The sequence below is a fragment of the Saccharopolyspora cebuensis genome, from assembly GCF_039542665.1.
In the GTDB taxonomy this organism is placed as follows: Bacteria; Actinomycetota; Actinomycetes; order Mycobacteriales; family Pseudonocardiaceae; genus Saccharopolyspora; species Saccharopolyspora cebuensis.
This window is the reverse complement of the sequence record NZ_BAABII010000009.1, coordinates 85350-103759: the sequence shown is the minus strand read 5'-3', so window position 1 is coordinate 103759 and position 18410 is coordinate 85350. Positions and strand designations below refer to the sequence as shown.

Annotated in this window: 22 protein-coding genes; 15 read left to right on the top strand and 7 right to left on the bottom strand. The window is 75.9% G+C overall.

The window, feature by feature from the left end:
• The 5 genes from ABD976_RS14560 to ABD976_RS14540 form a co-directional block, all read left to right on the top strand.
• Window positions 1-571 (top strand): adenine nucleotide alpha hydrolase family protein (locus tag ABD976_RS14560; RefSeq protein ID WP_486374963.1); only part of this gene is annotated, 571 nt, incomplete at its 5' end.
• Complete coding sequence (locus ABD976_RS14555; protein WP_345363246.1) at window positions 568-1350, top strand: mycofactocin-coupled SDR family oxidoreductase; 783 nt, start codon at window positions 568-570, stop codon at window positions 1348-1350. The genes ABD976_RS14560 and ABD976_RS14555, both read left to right, overlap by 4 nt.
• On the top strand, window positions 1347-2756 hold the full coding sequence (gene mftF / locus ABD976_RS14550) for a mycofactocin biosynthesis glycosyltransferase MftF (RefSeq protein WP_345363244.1): 1410 nt from the start codon (window positions 1347-1349) through the stop codon (window positions 2754-2756). Before ABD976_RS14555 ends, mftF begins: the two co-directional genes overlap by 4 nt.
• The gene (gene mftE, locus ABD976_RS14545; RefSeq protein ID WP_345363242.1) at window positions 2753-3427 is read left to right on the top strand and encodes a mycofactocin biosynthesis peptidyl-dipeptidase MftE; all 675 of its coding nucleotides are present in this window, start codon (window positions 2753-2755) and stop codon (window positions 3425-3427) included. The genes mftF and mftE overlap by 4 nt, the downstream gene beginning before the upstream one ends.
• Window positions 3428-3489: 62 nt before the next feature.
• Entirely contained in the window at window positions 3490-4551 is a 1062-nt protein-coding gene (locus ABD976_RS14540) for a TetR/AcrR family transcriptional regulator (protein WP_345363240.1), read from the top strand.
• A gap of 18 nt (window positions 4552-4569) precedes the next feature.
• On the opposite strand, the gene ABD976_RS14535 is transcribed toward ABD976_RS14540, so the two are convergent.
• Window positions 4570-5058, bottom strand: coding sequence for a DinB family protein (locus ABD976_RS14535; protein WP_345363260.1), 489 nt, complete (start codon window positions 5056-5058; stop codon window positions 4570-4572).
• A 70-nt stretch (window positions 5059-5128) separates the two neighbouring features.
• Window positions 5129-5881, bottom strand: coding sequence for an SDR family NAD(P)-dependent oxidoreductase (locus ABD976_RS14530; protein WP_345363238.1), 753 nt, complete (start codon window positions 5879-5881; stop codon window positions 5129-5131).
• A 186-nt stretch (window positions 5882-6067) separates the two neighbouring features.
• Between ABD976_RS14530 and ABD976_RS14525 the strand changes: the two genes are divergently transcribed.
• The gene (locus ABD976_RS14525; RefSeq protein WP_345363236.1) at window positions 6068-7528 is read left to right on the top strand and encodes an MFS transporter; all 1461 of its coding nucleotides are present in this window, start codon (window positions 6068-6070) and stop codon (window positions 7526-7528) included.
• A 42-nt stretch (window positions 7529-7570) separates the two neighbouring features.
• On the opposite strand, the gene ABD976_RS14520 is transcribed toward ABD976_RS14525, so the two are convergent.
• The gene (locus ABD976_RS14520) at window positions 7571-8428 is read right to left on the bottom strand and encodes a class I SAM-dependent methyltransferase (RefSeq protein ID WP_345363234.1); all 858 of its coding nucleotides are present in this window, start codon (window positions 8426-8428) and stop codon (window positions 7571-7573) included.
• Between the two features lie 47 nt (window positions 8429-8475).
• Here ABD976_RS14520 and ABD976_RS14515 point away from each other — a divergent pair, with 47 nt between their 5' ends.
• Window positions 8476-9051 carry a helix-turn-helix domain-containing protein gene (locus tag ABD976_RS14515; protein ID WP_345363232.1) on the top strand — a complete coding sequence of 192 codons (576 nt, stop codon included), beginning with the start codon at window positions 8476-8478 and terminating at the stop codon, window positions 9049-9051.
• A gap of 61 nt (window positions 9052-9112) precedes the next feature.
• A complete protein-coding gene (locus tag ABD976_RS14510) occupies window positions 9113-9616 on the top strand; it encodes a hypothetical protein (protein WP_345363230.1) in 504 nt (167 codons plus the stop codon).
• Between the two features lie 73 nt (window positions 9617-9689).
• Here the strand turns inward: ABD976_RS14510 and ABD976_RS14505 are convergent, their stop codons facing one another.
• The gene (locus ABD976_RS14505) at window positions 9690-9800 is read right to left on the bottom strand and encodes a lasso RiPP family leader peptide-containing protein (protein ID WP_345363228.1); all 111 of its coding nucleotides are present in this window, start codon (window positions 9798-9800) and stop codon (window positions 9690-9692) included.
• 320 nt (window positions 9801-10120) lie between these two features.
• Here ABD976_RS14505 and ABD976_RS14500 point away from each other — a divergent pair, with 320 nt between their 5' ends.
• Genes ABD976_RS14500 through ABD976_RS14490 form a run of 3 tightly spaced genes read left to right on the top strand, consistent with a single transcriptional unit; the run spans window position 10121 to window position 11686 of the window.
• Entirely contained in the window at window positions 10121-10480 is a 360-nt protein-coding gene (locus tag ABD976_RS14500) for a phage holin family protein (protein WP_345363226.1), read from the top strand.
• Window positions 10477-10749: a DUF3618 domain-containing protein gene (locus ABD976_RS14495; protein ID WP_345363224.1), complete on the top strand. Its 273-nt coding sequence runs from the start codon at window positions 10477-10479 to the stop codon at window positions 10747-10749. The genes ABD976_RS14500 and ABD976_RS14495 overlap by 4 nt, the downstream gene beginning before the upstream one ends.
• A 34-nt stretch (window positions 10750-10783) precedes the next feature.
• Entirely contained in the window at window positions 10784-11686 is a 903-nt protein-coding gene (locus ABD976_RS14490) for an alpha/beta hydrolase (RefSeq protein WP_345363222.1), read from the top strand.
• Between the two features lie 5 nt (window positions 11687-11691).
• Here ABD976_RS14490 and ABD976_RS14485 read toward each other — a convergent pair whose 3' ends face one another.
• The 3 genes from ABD976_RS14485 to ABD976_RS14475 form a co-directional block, all read right to left on the bottom strand.
• Window positions 11692-12999, bottom strand: a complete 1308-nt coding sequence (locus ABD976_RS14485) for an MFS transporter (RefSeq protein ID WP_369774762.1) — start codon at window positions 12997-12999, stop codon at window positions 11692-11694.
• A 157-nt stretch (window positions 13000-13156) separates the two neighbouring features.
• Window positions 13157-13372 carry a hypothetical protein gene (locus ABD976_RS14480; RefSeq protein WP_345363218.1) on the bottom strand — a complete coding sequence of 72 codons (216 nt, stop codon included), beginning with the start codon at window positions 13370-13372 and terminating at the stop codon, window positions 13157-13159.
• Window positions 13373-13377: 5 nt separating this feature from the next.
• The gene (locus ABD976_RS14475; RefSeq protein WP_345363216.1) at window positions 13378-14178 is read right to left on the bottom strand and encodes a hypothetical protein; all 801 of its coding nucleotides are present in this window, start codon (window positions 14176-14178) and stop codon (window positions 13378-13380) included.
• 174 nt (window positions 14179-14352) lie between these two features.
• Here ABD976_RS14475 and ABD976_RS14470 point away from each other — a divergent pair, with 174 nt between their 5' ends.
• The 4 genes from ABD976_RS14470 to ABD976_RS14455 are packed head-to-tail and all read left to right on the top strand — an operon-like array spanning window position 14353 to window position 18401.
• Window positions 14353-14946: a hypothetical protein gene (locus ABD976_RS14470; protein WP_345363214.1), complete on the top strand. Its 594-nt coding sequence runs from the start codon at window positions 14353-14355 to the stop codon at window positions 14944-14946.
• Complete coding sequence (locus ABD976_RS14465; RefSeq protein ID WP_345363212.1) at window positions 14946-15821, top strand: SRPBCC family protein; 876 nt, start codon at window positions 14946-14948, stop codon at window positions 15819-15821. The genes ABD976_RS14470 and ABD976_RS14465 overlap by 1 nt, the downstream gene beginning before the upstream one ends.
• Window positions 15822-15864: 43 nt before the next feature.
• Window positions 15865-17361, top strand: coding sequence for an FAD-dependent oxidoreductase (locus ABD976_RS14460; RefSeq protein WP_345363210.1), 1497 nt, complete (start codon window positions 15865-15867; stop codon window positions 17359-17361).
• A 38-nt stretch (window positions 17362-17399) separates the two neighbouring features.
• Window positions 17400-18401, top strand: coding sequence for an iron-containing redox enzyme family protein (locus ABD976_RS14455; protein WP_345363208.1), 1002 nt, complete (start codon window positions 17400-17402; stop codon window positions 18399-18401).
• Window positions 18402-18410 lie beyond the last annotated feature (9 nt).

The following is an 18410-nucleotide window of genomic DNA, read 5'->3' as shown; positions in this document are numbered from 1 at the left end:
CGCGGCGCTGGCCGCCGCGATCCGGCACCGCGCGCCCGCGCTGGTGCTGTGCGGGGACCGCTCGCCGGACGGCGGGACCGGCGCGGTGCCCGCGTTCCTGGCCGCGCTGCTCGGTGCCCGGCAGGCCCTCGGCGCGGTGCACGTCGAGGCCGACGGCGCGGAGCTGCTGGTGCGGCGCCGGATCGACGGCGGACGGCGGGAGCTGCTGCGGCTGCGCGCCCCCGCCGTGGTGTCGGTGGAGGGCGGCCTGCCGCTGCGCCGGGCCGGGCTGGCCGCGGTGCGCGCGGCGCGGCGGCGCGACGTCCCGGTGGTCGAGCCGGTGGTCGAGCCGGTGCAGCCGGAATCGGCGCGAGCGGTGCGCTGGGGCGAGGTCCGGGCGCACCGGCCGCGGGCCCGGGAGCTCCCGGCGCCCGCGGGGGACGCGCCGCTGCACCGCATCCGCGAGCTCACCGGCGGCGCCGCCCCGGCCGAACCTCCGGTGCTCAGCACGCCCGGGTCCGCCGCGGCGGCGGTGGAGGTGCTGCTGTCCTACCTGGACCGGCACGGGTACCTGCCCGAGGAGCACCGGTGAGCCCCCGGGTCGCCGTGGTCACCGGAGCCGCCCGGGGCATCGGTGCCGCCGTCGTGGAGCAGCTCGCCGGGGACGGCTGGCGGGTGGTGGCAGCGGACCTGTGCGGCGAGGTCGCCGGGGCCGGATACCCGCTGGGCACCCGCGCGGAACTGCGCGCCCTGGCCCGGCGCCATCCGGGCGCGGTGCGCGACGTGGTCGCCGACGTCCGCGACCCGGCCGCGCTGCGCGAGGCGGTCGCGGTGGCCGAGGACGAGTTCGGCGGGCTGGACGCGGCGGTCGCCGCGGCGGCGGTGATGGCGGGCGGCCGACCGCTGTGGGAATCCCCGGCGGCGGAGTGGGACGCGCTGTTCGACGTCGGGGTGCGCGGGGTGGCGCACCTGGCCGCCGCGGCCGTGCCCGCGATGCTGCGCCGGCCCCGGCCCAGCGGCCGGTTCGTGGCGCTGGCCTCGGCCGCCGCGCACCGCGGGCTCTACCACCTCGCCGGGTACAACGCCGCCAAGCACGCCGTGGTCGGGTTGATCCGCGGGCTGGCCACCGATCTGCGCGGCACCGGGATCACCGCGACCGCCGTGTCACCGGGTTCGACCCGCACCGCGATGCTCACCGCGACCGCGGCGCTCTACGACCTCGACGACGTGGAGGAGTTCAGCGGGCACCAGCTCGTCGACCGGCTGCTGGAGCCGGCGGAGGTGGCCGCGGCGGTGTGCTGGCTGTGCGGTCCGGCGTCCTCGGCGGTGACCGGCACCGTGGTGCACGCCGACGGGGGGTTCACCGCGTGAGCGGCCCGCACCCGCCCGACCAGCCCGGACCGGGCTCGCTGCGCCTGGTCCCCGACCCGTCGCTGCGGGTGCTCGACGGCGGGCGCGCGCTGCTCGGCGGGTCCCCGCTGCGGGTGCTGCGGCTCGGTGCGGCCGGGGCCGCGCTGGTGGGGCGCTGGCTGGACGGCGATCCGGTCACCCCGCGCGCGGCGGAACGGGCGCTGGCCGACCGGATCGTCCACAGCGGACTCGCCCACCCGCGGTACCCGGCATCCCGGTGGGGTCCGGCCGACGTGGCGGTGGTGATCCCGGTCCGCGACGACACCGCCGGGGCCGCCCGGGTGGCCGACGCGGTGGCCGGGGTGGCCGACGTGCTGGTCGTGGACGACGGTTCGGCCGCGCCGGTGCCGGGCGCCGCCGTCCGGCACCGGCGTCCGCGCGGCCCGGCGGCGGCCCGCAACGCCGGGTGGCACCGCACCACCGCACCGCTGGTGGCGTTCCTCGACGCCGACACCGCGCCGCCGCCGGGCTGGCTGGATCCGCTGCTGGCCCAGTTCGCCGACCCGGCGGTGGCCGCGGTGGCGCCCCGGGTGCGCAGCCTGCCCGGCCGGGGTGCGCTGGCCCGCTACGAACGCGCCCGGTCGTCGCTGGACCTCGGTGCCGAACCCGGGCCGGTCCGCCCCGGCGGCCGGATCGGCCACGTGCCCTCGGCCGCGCTGGTGGTGCGCGCCGAGGCGCTCGCCGAGGTGGGCGGCTTCGACGAGTCGCTGCGGTTCGGCGAGGACGTGGACCTGGTGTGGCGGCTGGTCGCGGCCGGGTACCAGGTGCGCTACGAACCCGCCGCCGAGGTCGGGCACGCCCCCCGCGCGAGCTGGGCGGGATGGGTGCGGCAGCGCTTCGCCTACGGCACCTCGGCCGCCCCGCTGGCGCGGCGGCACGGCAGCGCGGTGGCGCCGGTGCGGCTGTCGGTGTGGAGCGCCGCCGCCTGGGCCGCCCTGCTGCTGGGCCGCCGGGGAACCGGCGCCGCGCTCGTGGCCACCAGCGCGGCGCTGCTGGTGCGCAAGCTCGGCCGGGTCGGCGTCCCGGGCCGGGAGGCGGTGCGGCTGGCCGCGCTCGGCCACCTCGGCGCGGTCCGGCTGCTGGCCGACGCCCTCGCCCGCCCGTGGGCACCGCTGGCCTGGCCGCTGCTGCGCACCCGGTCCGGCCGGATCGCCGCGGGCCTGATCGCGGCCCGGCACCTGGTGGCGTGGTGGCGCGAACGGCCGGAGCTGGACCCGGTGCGGTGGACGGCGGCGCGGCTCGCCGACGACCTCGCCTACGGCGCCGGGGTCTGCTGGGGCGCGCTGCGCGAACGTTCCGCGGGTGCCCTGCTGCCGCACCTGACCGACCTGCCCGGACGGTCCAGCGTCCCGGTGCGCGGCGCATGACGCGGCTGTCCGACCTGACCTGGCCCGAGGTCGGAGCGATGGCCGGCCGCAGCGCGCTGCTGGTCCCGGTCGGGGCGACCGAGCAGCACGGGCCGCACCTGCCGTGCACGGTGGACACCGACATCGCGGTCGCGCTGTGCGAGCGGGTGGCCGCCAGCCGCGCGGACGTGGTGCTGGCGCCGCCCGTCGCCTACGGCTCCAGCGGCGAGCACGCCGGCTTCCCCGGCACCCTCTCCCTCGGCCAGGCCGCCACCGAACTGCTGCTGGTGGAGCTGGTGCGGTCGGCCGACTCCTTCGCCGGGGTCGTCCTGGTCAGCGCGCACGGCGGGAACCGGGCCCCGGTGCGCCGGGCGGTGTCCCGGCTGCGCGCCGAAGGGCGGCGGGTCGCGGCGTGGGAACCGAGCGGCCCCGCCGACGACAGCCACGCCGGGTTCACCGAGACCGCGGTGCTGCTCGCGCTGCGCGCCGGCGCGGTGCGCGCGGACCTCGTGGCCGCGGGCAACACCGCACCGCTGCCCGAGCTGATCGACCGGCTGCGCGCCCGCGGCGTGCGCGCCGTCTCCCCCGGCGGGGTGCTCGGCGACCCGCGCGGCGCCACCGCCGACGACGGGGAGCGGCTGCTCGCCGCCTGGAGCGCCGAGCTCGCCGCCGCCGTCGACGGCGTGCGGTGACCGGACCCCGCCGGAGCGGGCAGTATCGTTGTCCCGCACCGACGACCGGGGAGGGGATTCGGGTGGCCCGGCTCAGCAGGGCGGAAGCGCAGCGGCTCAACCGCGGCAAGGTGCTGCGCGCGGCGCGCGAGGAGTTCGCCGAGCGCGGGTTCCGCGAGGCCAAGGTGGACCGGATCGCCGAGCGGGCCGAGCTGACGCGGGGTGCGGTGTACTCCAACTTCCCGGGCAAGCGGGCGCTGTACTTCGCGGTGCTCGCCGAGGCCGCCGAGAACGCCCCCGTCCCGGCCGCCCCGGACTCGGTCCGCGCCGGCGGGGACGCCCTCGGCGCCTTCGCCCGGACCTGGTTGTCCCGACTGCCGCTGGCCACCGACGAGCGCCACGGCGACGCCCGGATCGACGTGGACCTGATCCCCGAGGTGCTCGGCGATCCGCGCATCCGGCGGCCGTTCGCCCAGCTCGTGCGGGTCGACGCGCTGCTGCTCGGGTTGGCCTTGGAGCGGCTGGACCCGGGCGGGCGGCGGGTGCGCGCCGCCGCGGCGGCGTTGACCGCGCTGCACGGCGCGAGCCGGCTGGCCGCCGCCGCGCCGGGGTTCGGCGAACCCTTCGACGTGGCGCGCACCTGCGCCCGGCTGGCCGATCAGGACTTCGACGACGCCTGGCACCCGCCGTCGCTCGCGCCGCCCGCGCAGCCCGCCGACGAGCCGTGGTCGCCGCCCGAGGCCGCCGACCTGGTGCGCGGGCGCCCGGCCCGGCTCGACGCCGACGGCGTGGTCGCCGTGCTGGGCGTGCACCGGCTCTCCGGCGTCGAGGACGCGGTGCGGGCCGCCCCGGCCGATGCGCGGGTCACCGCCGTGGCCGTCACCGAGGACCCCGGCGAACTCGCCGGACTGGTCCGGCTGGCCATCGCCGACCTCGGCGGATGCCTGCGGGCGTCGTTCCCCGAGCGGGCCTGGCCCGGTCTCCAGGTGGTCTGCGACTCCTCCGGGGTCCTCGCCGCCGCGGCCGGGGTGCCCGCCGTGCGCGATGACACCGAGGTGGCGGTGCGGATCGAGGCCGGACGGGTGGTCTCCCGCGCCGAAGGGCTCGGCGCCTGCCACGCCGCCGCCGTGCCCGCCCGGCACTGAGCTCCCGAGGACGGGCGCTCAGACCCCGGTGCGCCCGTCGATCCGTTCGCGCAGCAGGTCCGCGTGGCCGCAGTGCCGGGCGTACTCGCCGATCATGTGCTGGTAGATCCAGCGCAGCGTGACCTGCCCGCCGTGGAACGGGCTGGTGTGGTCGAGGCCGCGGGCGGCGCAGTTGTCCTCCGCCCGCGCGATCTCGGCGCGCCAGCAGGACACCGCCTGCTCGCCGGTGGCGTCCGCGTCGAACTCGAAACCGCCGTCGTGCGCGGAGGTCCCCGCCGCGGCGAAGATCGGCGGCGCGTCCTCCTCGGCCAGGACCCGGCGGAACCAGCTCCGCTCGACCTCGGCCATGTGCCGCACCACTCCCAGCAGGGTCAGCGGGGAAGGCGGCACCGCGGCCTCGCGGAGCTGGCCGTCGGTCAGTCCGTCGCACTTCTGCGCCAGGGTGGCGCGGTAGAAGTCCAGCCAGCTCTCCAACGAGGCGCGCTCGTCGGCGTCCAGCGGGGGCATGATGCGTTCGGTTGTGCTCACGGTCGCCATCCTGCCCGACCGCACCGACGGCGCCACGCGGCGCGGCCGATCACCACACCGTGTAGCCGCCGTCGACCACGAGATCGGTCCCGGTGCAGTAGCTGCTCGCGTCGGAGGCGAGGAAGACCACCGCGGGGGCGATCTCGGTCGGCTCCCCGACGCGGCCGAGCGGGGTGCCCTCCAGCCAGACCCGCCGCCACTCCTCGTTGCCCATGCCGCGCTTGGTGAGCTCGGTGCCGACGTAGCCGGGCGAGATGGAGTTGACCCGCACGCCGCGCGACGACCACTCGCCCGCCAGCGACTTCGTCAGGTGGATGACCCCCGCCTTGGCGGTGTTGTAGGCCGACTGGGGCTGCGGCCGGTTCGCGATGTGCCCGCTCATGCTGCCGGTGTTGATGATGCTGCCGGAGCCCTGCGCGAGCATCAGCCGCCCGGCCGCGCGGCAGCAGTAGAACACGCCGTCCAGGTTGACCGACAGCACGTGCCGCCAGTCCTCGTCGCTGAGTTCCTCGCTGGGCAGGTTCTGCACCACGCCCGCGTTGTTGACCGCGATGTCCAGCGCTCCGGCGGTGTCGGCGACGTGCTGGAACGCGCTCTCCACGGCGGCGGAGTCGGTGACGTCGGCGGCGACGAACTCGACCCCGAGCCGCTGCGCGGTGGCCTCGCCCGCCTCCGGGTTGACGTCGCAGATGAACACCCGTGCCCCGGCGTCCCGCAGCCCGGTGGCGATCGCCTCGCCGATGCCCTGCGCGCCTCCGGTCACCACGGCGGTGCGGCCGTCGAGCGCGAACAGCTCCTTCATGGACCCTCCTCGGTGTCGTGCCCCGAGGGAACCCGATCACGGCACCGATGTCGAGCGGGCGCCTTCGAAACCCCGGCATCCGAGCGGTGCGGGCCGGACCGCGTGCACGAGCGGGTGCGGTGCGTGATCCACTGGTGCGGTGTTGGCGCACCGATCACGAACGCCGCTCGCCGCCGAGGGCCGCGGGTGAACGACGCGACCTGTCCGCTGCCCCCGGCGCTGAGCGATCTGGAGCGCACCACCCCGATCCCCGAGGACGCGCGCACGGAACCGATTCCGGCCGTGGAGACCACCGTTCCGATCCACGGAGAAGCTGAGACCACCGCGCCGATCCGCGGAGATGCCGAGACCACCGCGCCGATCCACGGGGACGCCGAGACCACCGCGCCGGTCGAAGCGGCCACCGAGGAGATCACCGCGGTCACCCCGCTCGTCGATCCCGCGGCGAGCGCGACGACGGCGCTGATCCCGGTGGTCCGGGAGCCGTCGCCGCCCCGCTGGCGGATGCTGTGGTGGGTCGCGGCGATCCTGCTGACCGCGCTGAACCTGCGGGCCAGCATCGCCAGCGCCGGATCGGTGCTGCCCGAACTGCGCTCGGCGCTGCACCTGCGTACCGCGGTGGTCGCGGGTGTGACCGCGCTGCCCGCCGTGTGCTTCGCCGGTGCCGCGCTGGCCGGACCGGGGTTGCAGCGGCGCTGGGGCGCCTCGGCGACGATCACCGGCGGGCTCGGCATGCTGGCGGGTTCGCTCGGGGTGCGGGCGTTCGGCGGCGGCGGTCTGCTGCTGGTCGGGACAGCGGCGGCGTGCTGCGCCCTGGCGCTGCTCAACGTGGTGCTCCCGGCGGCGGTGAAGCAGGAGAGCCCGGAGCACGCGGGCACGCTCACCCTGGCCTACGCCGCGACGATCAGCGTCGGAGCGGGGCTCGCGGGCTGGAGCACGCCGGTGCTCAGCACCGCGGCGGGACTGCGCACCGGGGTCGCGCTGTGGTCGGTCCCCGCCGCCGTGGCGCTGCTGGCGTGGCTGCCGTTCCTGCGGTTCGGCCGCCCCCGGCGCGCCGCCACCCCCGCGCCGGGGCGCTCGCTGGTCCGCTCGGCGCGGGCGTGGCAGATCACGGTGTTCTTCGGGCTCCAATCGCTGTTCGCGGTCACCCTGCTGTCCTGGCAGCCCGTGCTGTTCCGGGACCGGGCCGGGATGACCGCGATCGAAGCGGGCGAGCTCACCGCGCTGAGCATGGGCGCGTCGATCGTGGTGTCGCTGATCGCGACCCTGCGCGCCGGGCGCCGCGACTCCTACGCCCCGTGGCTGGTCGCCACCACGCTCGGCGGTGGGCTCGGGCTGCTCGGGCTGCTGATCGCACCCGCCGCGCTGCCGGTGCTGTGGGCGCTGCTGCTCGGGGCCGGGATGGCCGCGCTGTCCCTGGCGCTGGCGCTGATCCCGGAGAGCACCACCTCCACCGGTGAGACCACCCGGCTCTCGGCGATGGCGCAGGGCGGCGGCTATGCGCTCACCGCCGCGGGACTGGCCGCCATCACCCTGGCGCACGACTTCACCGCCGACACCCGCGCGCCGCTGCTCCTGCTCTGCGCGGCCTGCGCCGTCCAGCTCGTCGCCGCCGTCCTGGCCGGCCGCCCGGGCACCGTCCGCTGACCCGGTGCCGCGCGAGGACGGCGCTCGTGCGGGCGAGGCCGCTCATCCGGTGCCCTCCTCGGCGCCGGACGGCCGGGCCGCCCAGGCGGTCCGGGTGCCGCGGACCACGAGATCCCGGCGGTGCAGGACGGACTCGGGACCGTCGGCGCTGAGCAGGTGGTCCAGGACCTCGACGTCGTCGGGGTCCAGCCGGTCGGCGAAGGCCGCGCGGATCCGGCTCAGGTAACCGTGCGCGTAGCGCCCGGCGCTCGGCGGCGCCGGGTCCGCCTCGGCGGCGAACGACCGCTGCCCGACCACGTCGAAACCGGCGCGCTCCAGGTGGGAGCGCCAGTCGGGGTGGGCGTTCCAGCGCGCCTGCGCCACCACCTCGTGGCACCGCTCCTCCAGGCCGGGCCGTCCCCGGCCGACGTCGGCGGGCAGGAAGAACGGCAGGTCGTCCAGCTCGACGACGGCCAGCAGCCCGCCGGGCCGCAGGGCGGCGCGGACCTCGCGGAGCAGCCGGTCCGGGTCGGCGACCTCGTGCAGCAGCGAGGCCGCCCACACGACGTCCGGCGCCCCGACCTCGGGTAAGCCCGCGTCCAGGTCGGCCCGCACCGCGCGCACCCGGTCGGCCAGGTCCGCCCCGGACGCCGCCGCGCGGAGCCGTTCCAGCATGGGTTCCGACCGGTCGACCGCCACCAGCTCGGCCGCCGGGAAGCGCCCGGCCAGCGCGAAACCACCCGCACCCGGGCCCGCGCCCAGGTCGACGATCGCGCGCGGGTCGTCCGGAGCGTGGCGCGCGACCCACGCCACCAGGTCGTCCAGGTACGCGGCGAACACCTCCGCGTCCCGTTCGAGCAGGTCCGCGAGCGCGCCGTGGTCGTGTCCGCCGTCGCCGTGGTGGTCCGAGTGCTGTGCCATGCGTCCAGACTAGACGCGTCCTGCGTCCGAGGCATACACTCTTGCCGATGACGCAAGAAAACGCCCTGGACGGCCTGATCCGGCAGCGGATCCGCGGGCTGCGGCTGGCGCGCGGCTGGTCGCTGGACGCCCTGGCCGCCCGCTGCTACCTCAGCCCGTCGACGCTGAGCCGCATCGAGACCGGGCACCGCCGGATCGCCCTCGACCAGCTCGTGCCCCTCGCCCGCGCCCTCGGCACCACGCTGGACCAGCTCGTCGAGTCCGCCGAGGACGAGGACGTGGTGATCCGGCCGGAACCCGAGCACACCCGCGGGGTGACGACCTGGCTGCTCTCCCGCGAGCGGGCGCTGCACGGCGTGAGCGTGGCGAAGATGCGGATCACCCCGCAACGGGTGGTGGACGAGCTCGCCGTGCACCCGGGGCGGGAGTGGTTCACCGTGCTCTCCGGCACGGCCCGGCTGCGGCTCGGGGAGCGGACCATCGAGGTCGGCGCGGGCGAGGCGGCCGAGTTCTCGACCATGGTCCCGCACGCGATCGGTGCCGCCGACGGACCCGTGGAGATCCTCACCCTCTTCGACCACGACGGGGAACGCGCGCACCTGCACGATCCCGAGGCCACCTGACGACCCGGTTGCGGCGACGCGCCGCGGGGTAGCTCGGGGGCCCGAACCATCGGAGGTCACCGTGGCAACGTCACCACCGAACCCGGAACGGATGCTGGGCATCTACCTCAACGACCACCTCGCGGGGTCGACCCTCGGTACCGCGCTGGCCGCCCGGATCGCCCGCAGGCACCGGGGAACGGCCACCGGGTGCGAGCTCGACGCGCTGGCCCGGGAGATCCGGGCCGACCGGGCCTCGCTGCACGGCGCCATGCGCTCGATCGGTGTCCGCGTCGCCCCGCACAAGGTGGCCCTCGCCTGGCTGGCGGAGAAGGCGGGGCGGCTCAAGCTCAACGGTGCGCTGTGGACGCCCACCCCGCTGAGCTCGGTGCTGGAGCTGGAAATGCTGGCGCTCGGCGTGCGCGGCAAGGCCGCCGGGTGGCGCACCCTGCTCAGCCGCGCCGAGACCGACCGGCGGCTCGACGCCGACCGGCTCCGCGAGCTGATCACCCGCGCCGACCACCAGCTCGAGGCGCTGGAGGAGCTGCGGATCCAGGCCGCCGCGCGGACCTTCGGCGGCTTCTGAGCGACCCGCCGCCGTGCGGCGCGCGGAGGGGCCGGTCCCGGCGGCCCGGCCTCTCAGCGGCTCCGCGAACGGCTCAGTACGAGTGCCGAGCGGTGGCGTCGTAGAGCACGCCGCCCAGCCCCAGGGTGTCGGCGGCGAACTCGCCGACCTCGGTCAGCTCGGGTGCGGCGTAGGTGTCGGTCATGGCCGTGCCTCCTCGTCGTGGGCGGTGGCGCCCGGCGCGGGCACCTGCTCCGGTGATCGGCGGCGATCCGGGCGGGTTGAGGTCCCGCCGACCGGAGTTCACCCGCGTTCCGCAGCGGAGCCACCCGGCCGCGGGCCCGCCGCGCCGTCCGGCGCGGTGAGGAATGGCGGCGGCCGGGTCCGGGTAGGCCACCGGAGTGGAAGCGGTCGCCGACCGCGACCGCGCGACAACGCCACGACGAGATCGCGAGGTCCACCATGACGACCCGAGTGGAACCCGTTCACGGCCAACCCGCGACCGACCGATCCACCGCGCAGCTCATGACCGATCTGAGCGACCAGCTCACCCGCCTGGTGCGCAGCGAGATGCGGTTGGCGCAGCGGGAACTCCAGACCAAGGGCAAGCAGGCCGGGATCGGTGCCGCCATGTTCGGCGCCGCCGGGATCCTGGCGATGTTCGGGGGCGCGACGCTGGTGGCCGTGGCGGTGCTGGCGCTGGCGCTGGTGCTGCCCGCCTGGCTGTCCGCGCTGATCGTGGCCGCCGTGCTGCTGGCCGCTGCCGGGATCGCGGCGCTGGTCGGGCGGACCCGGCTGCGCCGCACCGTGCCGGGGCAGCGCGGCGGCCTGGTCGAATCGGTCAACGACGACTACCACGAGCTGAGCGAGGCGGTGCGGAAATGACCACGGAACGCCCGAGCCGGCACCTGTCCGACGGCGATCCGCCCGCGGAGCTGCGCGCCGAGCACGACCTGGCCAAGCAGGAGCTGGCGGAGACGCTGCACGAGCTGCGGCACCGCACCGACGTCACCGGGCGGTCGAAGGCGGCGGCGCACCGCTACGCGCAGCGCAGCCGGGCCACCGGGGTCCCGCCCCCGGTGCTCGGCGCGGTCGCCGCGGTCGCGGTGGCGGCCGCCGTCGCCTACGCCGTCTCCCGGGCGTGCCGGAGCTGACCCGCCGCGCCCTCCGCCGCGGAGGTGTTCTGCGATGACGAGCCTGCGCAGCCGAGCGGTGATCGCGAAGTACCGGATCACCCGGCGCAAGCGCGTGTTCTCCGACGTCGACAAGCTGCACGAGAGCATCCGGCACCCGTCCGCGGTGCCCCGGGTGCCGCGCGGGACGTTCCGCGGCTGCCGGATCTCCTGCCACGACGTGCGCGGTTTCCCGTACTTCCGGATCACCCCGGAGTCGGGCCCGGTCCCGTACCACGTGCTGTACCTGCACGGCGGCGCGTACGTGCACGGCATCGAAGGGGCCCACTGGCGCTTCCTGGACCGCTTGGTGCGGACGACCGGGTGCGCGGTGGCGGTGCCGCTCTACCCGCTCGCGCCGGAGCACACCCACCGGGAAGTGCTGCCGGTGGTGGAGGAGTGCTACGAGCGCACCCTCGGCGAGCTGGCGCCGGACCGGCAGGTCGTCATGGGCGACTCCGCCGGCGGCGGGCTGGGCCTGCACCTGGCGCAGTGGCTGCGCGACCAGCACCGGCCGCTGCCCCGCCGCACCGTGCTGATCTCGCCCTGGCTGGACGTCTCGGCCGCCCACCCGGCCATGGCCGGGCTCGACCGGACCGATCCGTACCTGAGCCGTCCCGGGCTGCGCGAGGCCGGCCTGCTCTACGCCGACGGCCTCAGCCCGCACGACCCCCGGGTCAGCCCGCTCTACGGCGGTCTGGACGGGCTGGGGCCGACCGTCGTGTTCAGCGGCACCCGGGACGTGCTGCTGTCCGACGCCCGCCGGTTCCGGGAACTGGCCGCCCAGCACGCCGTCCCGCTGGACTACGAGGAGTACCCCGGCATGTTCCACGGCTGGATGCTCCAGGACCTGCCGGAAGCCCGGCAGGCGACCCGGCGGCTGGCGGCGCTGCTGGAGTCGGTGCCCGCGGCGCGCTGAGCCGGTCAGCTCGCCGCCGCACCCGCCGTCGCGGGTCGGGCGGGCTGCGGGACCGGAGCGACCTCCGCCAACCGCGCCCACCGGGAGCGGGCGGGCAGGGCGCGGCGCTCCGGCATCCGGGCGAAGGCCAGCCAGGCGACACCGGTGGCCAGGACGGTGGCGATCCCGGCGACCTCCAACGCCCAGCCCGGACCGGAGACCTCCGAGAGCCAGCCCAGCAGCGGCCCGCCGACCGCACCGGAGGCGGCGGTCACCATGGCCTTGGCCGCGAGCACCCGGCCGCGCATGTCCTCGTCGGTGTCGAGCTGGATCCGGGTGCTGGTGGCGGTGTCGAGCACCACCGCGCCGATCGCGATCGGGAACATGATGGCGGCGAACTGCCAGATCGTCCCCGAGGCGCCGCTGACGAACTGCAGGGCGCTGGTGATCATCGCGGCGAACAGCAGCAGGCTCAGGGTGAGCTGGCGGAAGGCCGCCGCGACCAGCCCGCCGACCACGGTGCCGACCGCGAACACCACCGACAGCGTGCTGTAGCCGGAGGCACCGGCGCCGAGCGGGCCGTTGGCCATCGCCGCCATCGTCACCTGGTAGTTGCGGCCCAGGCAGGACAGCACGAAGCTGAGCAGGAACATCACGACCAGCGGCCGGTGGCCGAGCACGTACTTCAGGCCCGCCTTGACCCCGGTGCGCGCGGCGTCGCTGGTGGCCAGCGGGTAGAGCTGGTCGTCGCGCACCCGCGCGATCGCGACCAGCACCGCGATGAAGCTCAGCCCGTTGAGCACGAACAGCAGCGGCACGCCGGTGACCGCGACCAGCGCACCCGCCAGCCCCATGCCGAGGATGCGGCCGCCGGAGCTCAGGATCGACCCCAGGCCGAGGGCGTTGCTCAAGTCCTCCCGCGCGACCAGTTGCGCGCCGAAGCGGCCCAGCGCCGGGCCGTCGAACACGCTGACCACGCCGGAGACCAGCGCGATGGCGTAGACACCGGCCAGCGGTCCGTCGAGGAAGGCGCAGGCGGCCAGCACGAGCGCGAGCAGCCCGTGCAGCGACTGCGTCACGAAGATGATGCGCTTGGCGGGCCAGCGGTCGGCCAGCGCACCCGACCAGGAGGCCAGCAGCACCCCGGGCAGCGTCTGGAACAGCAGGGAGAGGCCGAGCAGCCCCGGGGAACCGGTCTCGGTGAGCACGTACCAGTTCAGCGCCAGGTTCTGCATCCAGGCGCCGGTCACCGAGACGAAGTCGGCGACGGCCCAGCGCCGGTAGTTCGGATGCCTCAGCGCGCGGAACATCGTCTCGAGTCGGGCGCGCAACACGGGTCCTTTCACGGGGACAACGCCCCAGGCAGGAACCCCGAGGCACGGATACGACCGTGCCAGCACCTCCGCAGCGACGAACACTCTTTGTGTTCGCCCTCTCAAGAACAACCACGTCAGAGCGACAGTCGCGGACGGTCAGCCACAAAATTGCCCACTAGGAGTAGTCATCGGGACGGAGGCCGGTGCTGAACCACCGCCGCACCCGCACGTCGCGGTACGGCGTCCCCGGCTCCAGCGGACTCGGGAGGTTCGCCCGGTCGCCGCCCGAGCGCACCCGGTGCGCCGGCCGACCGGTGAACCTCAACCGGTTCCCGCTGACCTCGTCGGCGGTGAGCCGCCGCGCCCGCAGCGATCCCGAGTAGGAGACCACCGGGTTCAGCGCCGCGGCTCCCGACGGCCCGCCGACCGTTCCCGGCGCGGTGGTGGGCGGTGCTCCCGCCGCGCCGCGCGTCGTCGCTCCCACCGCTCCCGGCCGGCCTGCTCGGAAGGGTCCGCGCCGCCCTCGCCTTCCCCGGCGTCCCCGCCGGAATCACCCGATGCGGTGTCGCGGGCGGCTGCGCCGGCGTCCTCCGCCGTCCGGCCCGCACTCCCCCCGACGTCCTGGGCCGTGCGCCCGACGTCCTCGGTCGCCGACTCCGCACCGGCCCCCAGCGAGCGGGTGGCCGACCCGGCCCCCTCACCGACCTCGCGGGTCGCCGACCCGGCGCCTTCGCCGACCTCGCGGGTGGCCGCCCCGGCACCTTCGCCGATCTCCTCGGTCGCCGCACCCGCGCCGCGGCCGACCTGCTCGGCGGCCGATCCGACGCCGCCGGCCGCCGACTCCACGCCGCGCGCCACGTGCTGCAGGACCTCGGGATGCCGGTCGATGGTGCGCAGCACGTTCTCCAGGATCGCGGCGACCTCGTCGAGCCGGACGTCGAGCAGCGCCTGCGCCTCGACCCCCTTGAGCTCCAGCGCGGCCCGGCCGAGCACGGCGTCCACCCCGACGTTGAGCTTGAGCAGGTCACCGACCTCGGCCTGCAACGACACCTTGGCGCGCAGGTCGGAGACCTCCAGGTTGAGCTCGTCGACCCGCAGGTCCGGCACGTCCAGGTGCACGTCCGGCTCGCCCTTGCGCCGCGCCTCCGCCGAGTTGATCTCCTGCCGGTCCTCGCCGCCCTCGGTGCCGTCGACCATGTCCGCCTCCCCCTCCGACCGTGCGCGCCTCCGCGTTCCTCCACCCGTAGTGCACGGCCCGCCGGGCGAGTAGGGCCTTTGGACCCGGGTTCCGAGGGTGCCCCGCTCGTACCGTCAACGCAGCCCGCCCGCGCGGAGCGGGACCGGCACGCCGTGGCACGGGAGGTCGAGCGGATGAAGGCAGGACCACGGATCGCGACCGCCGTCGCGGTCGGCTACGCCCTCGGGCGGAGCCGCAAGGCGAAGCTCGCCTTCGCCGTCGGCGGCTACCTGGCGGGCAAGCGGCTGGGCGGGGGTTCCCAGGCGCTCCTGCACAAAGCGGGCGAGGCGGTGACCTCCTCGCCCGAGTTGCGCCAGCTCGGCGAGAGCCTGCGCGGACGCCTGTTCGACGTCGCCCGGAGCGCGGCCACCTCCGCGGCCACCCACCGGATCGAGGCGCTCACCGACTCGCTCACCCGGGCCGCCGGGGGATCGGGGTCCGACGAGGACGACCGGCGCGACGAGGACGACCGCGACCGGGACGACCGGAAGCGGGACCGGGGCCGGGGCCGGGGCCAGAGCCGGGACCGCGACGAGGACGAGCAGGGCGAAGGCGGGAGCGAGGACGAGGACGAGAGCCGGGGCGAGCAGGAGGAGCCCGAGGCGCAGGTCCCCGCGCCCCGGCGCCGCCCGGCCGCGCCCGCCCGGCCGCGCAAGCCCGCCACGTCCCGGTCCTCCGGCGCGAGGGCCTCCGGTGGCGGTTCCACCCGCACGAGGAGGGGGTCGTGATGGCCGAGCGCGAGGACGACCCGGTGGGGCGGCTGGAGCAGGCCGCGCGCGGTCTGCTCGACGCCGCGGTGTCCCGGTTGGTCGGGGTGGTCGAGGACAAGGTCGACCGGCTGGCCGACCGGCTCACCGACGTGGTGGACAACGACGGGTCCGGGCTGGCCGCCGCGCTCACCGGCGGGGGCGGTGCCCGCCAGGTGCTGGGCTCCGCCGCTTCCAAGGTGAAGGAGAAGGCCACGGGCTCCTCCGGCGGAAGCGGCGGAGGAGGCGGAGGCGGTGGTGGCGGCGGCAAGGTCGTCAACATCGTCGAGAACGTCGACGTGGGATTGCCGCTGCGGGTCGTCTACGACCAGTGGACCCAGTTCGGCGACTACCCGGAATTCACCCGCAAGGTCGAGTCCGTCGAGCACGACGACGACGCGACGGCGCGCTGGCGAGCGCAGATCTTCCTGTCGCACCGGACCTGGACGTCGACCATCGTCGAGCAGGTCCCGGACGAGCGGATCGTCTGGCGCTCCGAGGGCGCGAAGGGGTCCGTGGACGGCGCCGTCACGTTCCACGAGCTGACGCCGACCCTGACCCGCGTGCTGCTCGTGCTGGAGTACCGCCCGGACGGGTTCCTGGAGAAGACCGCCGCGCTGTGGCGGGCGCAGGGCCGCCGGGCGCGGGCGGATTTCCGGCACATCAAGCGGCACATGATGACCCGCACGATCCTGGAGCAGGAGGACACCCCGGGCTGGCGCGGCGAGATCCGCGACGAGGAAGTGGTGCGCAGCCACGAGGACGCCATGAGCGACGACCAGGGGCAGGACCAGGACCAAGAGCAGGAGCAGGAACCTGAGCAGGAGCGGGCACCCCGGCGCTCGCGGCGGCGCTGATCCGCAGGCGTAGCGACCGGCCCGCCCGGGTATCCCGCCCGGCATGGACGCTGTGCGCGACTCGTTGTGGTCCGAGGTCGACCGGCCGGAGCACCCGGCGCTGCGCGGGGAGCACCGCTGCGACGTGGTGGTGGTCGGCGCCGGGATCGCGGGGCTCACCACCGCCCTGCAACTGGCGCGGCGGGGGGTGCGGGTCGCGGTCGTCGAGGCGGGCCGGGTCGCCGGGGCGACCACGGCGTACAACACCGCCAAGGCCACGGCGTTGCAGTCCACCGTCCACAGCGCCATCCGCGCGCACCGAGGCACCGAGGCGGCCCAGGTGTACGCGGCGGCGAACACCCACGCGGTCGCCGAGATCGCCCGGCTCGCCGAGCAGGAGGGCATCGAGTGCGACCTGCGGCGCCGGCCCGCCTACACCTACGCCACCGGGGCGAGCGATCTGCCCGCCGTGGAGCAGGAGGCGCAGGCCGCGCGGGAAGCCGGTCTGCCCATCACGTTCAGCACCGTGGTCGACCTGCCGTTCCCGGTAGCCGGGGCGGTCAAGCTGGACGACCAGATCGAGTTCCACCCGGTGCGCTACGCGCTGGGCCTGGCCGCGGCCCTGGTGCGCGCGGGCGGCGCGATCTTCGAGGGCACCCGGGCGCTGCGCCTGCGCGAGGGTTCGCCGTGCCGGGTGGAGACCGAGCACGGCACCGCCGTCGGCGACCGCGTCGTGGTCGCCACCCACTACCCCGTCTGGGACCGGGGCTTCTACTTCGCGCGGTTGGAACCGCACCGCTCCTACGCGCTGGCCGCCCGCATCCGCGGTGACGCGCCGCAGGACCTCGGGATCAACACCGGGCAGCCGACCCGGTCGATCCGCTCCTACGACGGGCGCCTCGTGCTGGCCGGGGAAGGGCACCCGGCCGGGGCGGTGGCCGGGACGGGTCCCTACGACCGGCTGGAGGCCTTCGCCCGGGAGCACTGGGACGTCGCGGAGGTGACGCACCGGTGGTCGGCGCAGGACCCGGTGCCCTACGACCGCTTCCCGATGGTCGGCCCGTACACCCCGGTGTCCGCGCGCACCTACGTGGCCACGGGGTTCATGAAGTGGGGCCTGACCGGTGGCACGTTCGCCGGGACGGTGCTCGCCGACCTCATCACCGGCCAGGACAACGCGTGGGCCGAAGCGCTGTCGCCGAACCGGGTCTCGCCCCGGGCCGCACCGGTGCTCGGGAAGATGAACCTCCGCGTCGGCGCCCACTTCGCGGCCGACCGGATGGTGCGCTCGCAGGTCGAGGAGGTCGACGAGATCCCGAGCGGCGAGGCGCGGATCGTCCGCGACGGCGTGGAGCTCAGCGGCGTCTACCGGGACGACGACGGCGGATTGCACGCGGTCGGACTGCGCTGCACGCACCTGGGCTGCCTGGTCCGGTTCAACGGCGCCGAGCGCACCTGGGACTGCCCGTGCCACGGCTCCCGGTTCGACGTCGACGGCGGGGTGCTGGAAGGCCCGGCGGTGCGCCCGCTGCCGTCGAAGGAACCGAAACCGCCGTCCTGACCGCACGTCGACGAACACGGGAGGTGCTGTTGCCACCGATGACCACCGCGCCCGACCAGGCGAGCACGTCGCCGCCGCTGCCGCGCTCCCGGGGGCCGGTGTCCGCGGCCGTGCTCGACGCGCTGGCCGGCCCACCCCCACCGGGACCGCTGCCGCTGGACGAGGCCGAACGCGCCGATCCCCGCGGCGAGGACCTCGCGGTGGCCCTGCACACCTGCTACGAACTGCACTACCGGGGCTTCGCGGGGGTCTCCCCGGATTGGGAGTGGGAACCCGAGCTGCTGCGGCTGCGCGCCGCGTTGGAGCGGAACTTCCTGGGCGCGCTGCGGGACGAGGCCGAGGGCCCCGACGACCTGACCGAGGCGCTGGACGCGCTGCTGGTGGAGCCGGGCGAGGGCAGCGTGCCCCAGCACCTGCGCGACGAGGCCGAGTGGTGGCAGTTCCAGGAGTTCTTCGCGCACCGCTCGATCTACCACCTCAAGGAGGCCGATCCGCACATCTGGGCGGTGCCCCGGCTCCAGGGCCAGGCCAAGGCCTCGCTGATGGCCGTCGAGTTCGACGAGTTCGGCGGTGGGCGGGGCGAGCGGGTCCACGCCCGCCTCTTCGGCGACCTGCTGGTGGGCGCCGGGATGTCCGACGACTACCTGCACTACTTCGACCAGGTGCCCGCGCCGCAGCTCGCGCTGGTCAACCTGATGTCGCTGTTCGGGTTGCACCGGGCGTTGCGCGGGGCGCTGGTCGGGCACTTCAGCACGGCCGAGATCACCACCGCGCCCAGCGCCGAGCGGATCGCCCACGGACTGCGCCGGGTCGGCGCCGACCCGGCGTGCCAGTTCTTCTTCACCGAGCACGTAGAGGCCGACGCGGTGCACGAGCAGCTCATGCGCCGCGACGTCATCGGCGACCTGCTCGACCGGGAGCCGGGCCTGCGCGCCGACGTGCTGCTGGGCATCCGGGCGACCACCGCGCTGGAGGACGCGCTGAGCGCGCACCTCGCGCGGTGCTGGCGGCAGCGCACCAGTTCGCTGCGCTCCGCCTGAGGCACCCGC

Bases quoted from the DNA above. Each gene is read 5' to 3' on its own strand.
- mftE (WP_345363242.1), top strand. From the start codon at position 2,753: ATGACGCGGCTGTCCGACCTGACCTGGCCCGAGGTCGGAGCGATGGCC.
- ABD976_RS14535 (WP_345363260.1), bottom strand. From the start codon at position 5,058: ATGCCCCCGCTGGACGCCGACGAGCGCGCCTCGTTGGAGAGCTGGCTG.
- ABD976_RS14530 (WP_345363238.1), bottom strand. From the start codon at position 5,881: ATGAAGGAGCTGTTCGCGCTCGACGGCCGCACCGCCGTGGTGACCGGA.
- ABD976_RS14520 (WP_345363234.1), bottom strand. From the start codon at position 8,428: ATGGCACAGCACTCGGACCACCACGGCGACGGCGGACACGACCACGGC.
- ABD976_RS14515 (WP_345363232.1), top strand. From the start codon at position 8,476: ATGACGCAAGAAAACGCCCTGGACGGCCTGATCCGGCAGCGGATCCGC.
- ABD976_RS14505 (WP_345363228.1), bottom strand. From the start codon at position 9,800: ATGACCGACACCTACGCCGCACCCGAGCTGACCGAGGTCGGCGAGTTC.
- ABD976_RS14500 (WP_345363226.1), top strand. From the start codon at position 10,121: ATGACCGATCTGAGCGACCAGCTCACCCGCCTGGTGCGCAGCGAGATG.
- ABD976_RS14495 (WP_345363224.1), top strand. From the start codon at position 10,477: ATGACCACGGAACGCCCGAGCCGGCACCTGTCCGACGGCGATCCGCCC.
- ABD976_RS14490 (WP_345363222.1), top strand. From the start codon at position 10,784: ATGACGAGCCTGCGCAGCCGAGCGGTGATCGCGAAGTACCGGATCACC.
- ABD976_RS14475 (WP_345363216.1), bottom strand. From the start codon at position 14,178: ATGGTCGACGGCACCGAGGGCGGCGAGGACCGGCAGGAGATCAACTCG.
- ABD976_RS14470 (WP_345363214.1), top strand. From the start codon at position 14,353: ATGAAGGCAGGACCACGGATCGCGACCGCCGTCGCGGTCGGCTACGCC.
- ABD976_RS14465 (WP_345363212.1), top strand. From the start codon at position 14,946: ATGGCCGAGCGCGAGGACGACCCGGTGGGGCGGCTGGAGCAGGCCGCG.
- ABD976_RS14460 (WP_345363210.1), top strand. From the start codon at position 15,865: ATGGACGCTGTGCGCGACTCGTTGTGGTCCGAGGTCGACCGGCCGGAG.
- ABD976_RS14455 (WP_345363208.1), top strand. From the start codon at position 17,400: ATGACCACCGCGCCCGACCAGGCGAGCACGTCGCCGCCGCTGCCGCGC.